General features: G+C 52.1%; 3 protein-coding genes. All 3 read left to right on the forward strand.

Going from position 1 to position 2,414, the window contains the following annotated elements:
• Positions 1-80 precede the first annotated feature (80 nt).
• The 3 genes from tnpA to tnpC all read left to right on the forward strand — a co-directional run bounded on the left by tnpA (position 81) and on the right by tnpC (position 2,385).
• Positions 81-401: an IS66 family insertion sequence element accessory protein TnpA gene (gene tnpA / locus AAKU61_RS22405; RefSeq protein ID WP_322119773.1), complete on the forward strand. Its 321-nt coding sequence runs from the start codon at positions 81-83 to the stop codon at positions 399-401.
• Entirely contained in the window at positions 398-736 is a 339-nt protein-coding gene (gene tnpB, locus AAKU61_RS22410) for an IS66 family insertion sequence element accessory protein TnpB (protein ID WP_322119772.1), read from the forward strand. Before tnpA ends, tnpB begins: the two co-directional genes overlap by 4 nt.
• Before the next feature lie 80 nt (positions 737-816).
• The gene (tnpC, locus tag AAKU61_RS22415; RefSeq protein ID WP_354335829.1) at positions 817-2,385 is read left to right on the forward strand and encodes an IS66 family transposase; all 1,569 of its coding nucleotides are present in this window, start codon (positions 817-819) and stop codon (positions 2,383-2,385) included.
• Positions 2,386-2,414 lie beyond the last annotated feature (29 nt).

The following is a 2,414-nucleotide window of genomic DNA, read 5'->3' on the forward strand; positions in this document are numbered from 1 at the left end:
GTAAGCGTCCAACGCTACCATCTATGAACAGCAAATAATTTCATGCACTGTCCAGACTGGATCATTTTGGAGAGCAAAGTATGTCAAGAATCAAATCCATCCTAATCCGCGCAGATTGGCTGCAACATGTTAGTACCTGGCGCGCATCAGGGCTGACGCAAGCAGCGTATTGTCGTGAGCGCAAATTAAATGCCACCACATTCAACGGCTGGATTATGCGTGGCCGAAAGGAGTTACCAGCAACAGCACCCCTGATCACTGTTCCGATTGTAATTCAACCCAGCACGCCAGCAGCATCGACTCTGCCGATCGTCTTGCAACATGGATCTGGATGGCAGCTTGTGCTACCTGCGGATGTGCAGATTACCTGGCTAGCTCGATTATTCAATGAATTAGCATGATCGCACCAGGTCAAATTTGTTGCGTGATTGAACCAGTCGATATGCGCCGTGGCCTAGAGAGTTTATCGCAATGGATACAAACTAGTTTAGGTACCACGCCATGCGATGGCACCGCCTATGCATTTTGCAATCGTCCTAAAACACGATTAAAACTGTTAATCTGGGATGGCACTGGCGTGTGGTGCTGTCAGCGCCGATTACACCGTGGTGCGTTTGTTTGGCCCAGCAACGATGATCGATGCTGGGTGATTACGCAAGCACAATGGGATTGGCTCATCAAAGGTGTCGACTGGCATCGCCTGACGGCACAGGCACCAACGCACTGGCAAGTGTGAATCTTTAATACGTTCAAAAAAATAGCGAAACACCATTCTTTTTGGTTGTAAACATGGGCGAGTCTATGTAAACTTCCAGCATGGATCTCGCTACCGCACTCGCTCAGTTTAATCCGCACACCACGTCACCAGAACAGTTGGCGATACAGGTTGCCGCCTGGGCAGAACAAGCGCACAAGGATGCTAGTAAAATCGCCCAACACGATGCAGAAATACACCGTAAAGACACTAAAATTGCCGCTCTCACGTTAGAGCTGGCGTACCACAAGCGGATCAAATTTTGCAGCACCTCCGAAGCCTTCACTGCACAGCAACGGGATTTATTCGATGAGACACAAGAAACCGATCTTAATGCCATGCAGGCCGAACTGGAGCAACTCTCCTCTGCACCCCGCGTAAAAACGAAACCAACCGGGCGCAAGCCACTGCCGGCAGAATTGCCACGCATCGAACATCGGCACGAACCAGAATCGTGCAACTGCGGTCAATGTGGCAATGTGCTGGTGCAGATCAGTGAAGATATCAGTGAACAACTCGATGTCGAACCAGCGCGTTTCTTTGTGCATCGCCATATCCGTCCGCAATACGCCTGCCGCGCTTGCGAAACGGTTACCGCAGCCGCCATTCCTCCGGCCATCATCGACGGCGGGCTAGCCGCGCCCGGTTTGCATGCGTGGGTCGTTATCCAAAAATACTTAGATCATTTGCCGCTGTATCGTATCGAACAAATCAGCGCCCGTCATGGTGCGGGGATTTCTCGATCGACGCTGGCTGAATGGATCGGACGTATCGGGGTCGCTTTGCAACCGCTGGTAGATCGATTGACCGAATTACTCAAAGAACGCAGCGTCCTGCATGCCGACGAAACACCGGTGCAACAATTAGATCCCGGCAAAGGTAAAACCAAACGCGCTTACTTGTGGGCGTATCGAAGTAATAGTCTCGACGAAGGTCCGCCGATCATCGTGTTTGAGTTTCAGCCTGGGCGCAGTGGCAGCCATGCGCGCACTTTCCTCGCCGATTGGCAAGGACACCTGATGGTCGATGACTACGCGGGCTATAAAGCCATGTTTGGTCAGGGCATCACTGAGCTCGCTTGCCTGGCGCATGCGCGACGTAAATTCTTTGATTTGCATGCGGCCAATCAACACCCAACGGCCGCCGAAGCGCTGGGCCGAATAGCCGAGCTGTATCACATTGAGAGCGCGGCCAAAGATTACTCGATTGAACAACGCGCACGGTACCGCCAAGAACAAGCCTTGCCGAGATTGGAAGCGATGCATGCGTGGTTACTGCTGACGCGTCAAAAGACGGCGGATGGCAGCAGTCTGGCCAAAGCCATCGATTACAGCTTCAAGCGCTGGCCGGCGATTATGCGCTATGCCGCCAGTGGCAATCTACCGATTGATAATAATCCGATCGAGAATGCCATCCGTCCTATTGCCATCGGCAAGAAGAACTGGCTGTTTGCCGGATCAGAACGCGCTGGCAAACGGGCTGCTGCCATTCAAAGTCTACTCGCCACCGCCAAAGCGAATAACATCGAACCGCTTGCCTGGCTTAAAGAAACTTTGGAAAAACTCCCTACCTGTAAAAATAATCGTATTGATGAATTGTTGCCGCTGCGGGCAAAATCGGTTGTTTGCTGATCGTCTAGGTGGGACTGTCGGACGCATAC

This window comes from Undibacterium sp. GrIS 1.2 (genome assembly GCF_040544435.1).
Lineage (GTDB): Bacteria > Pseudomonadota > Gammaproteobacteria > Burkholderiales > Burkholderiaceae_D > Undibacterium.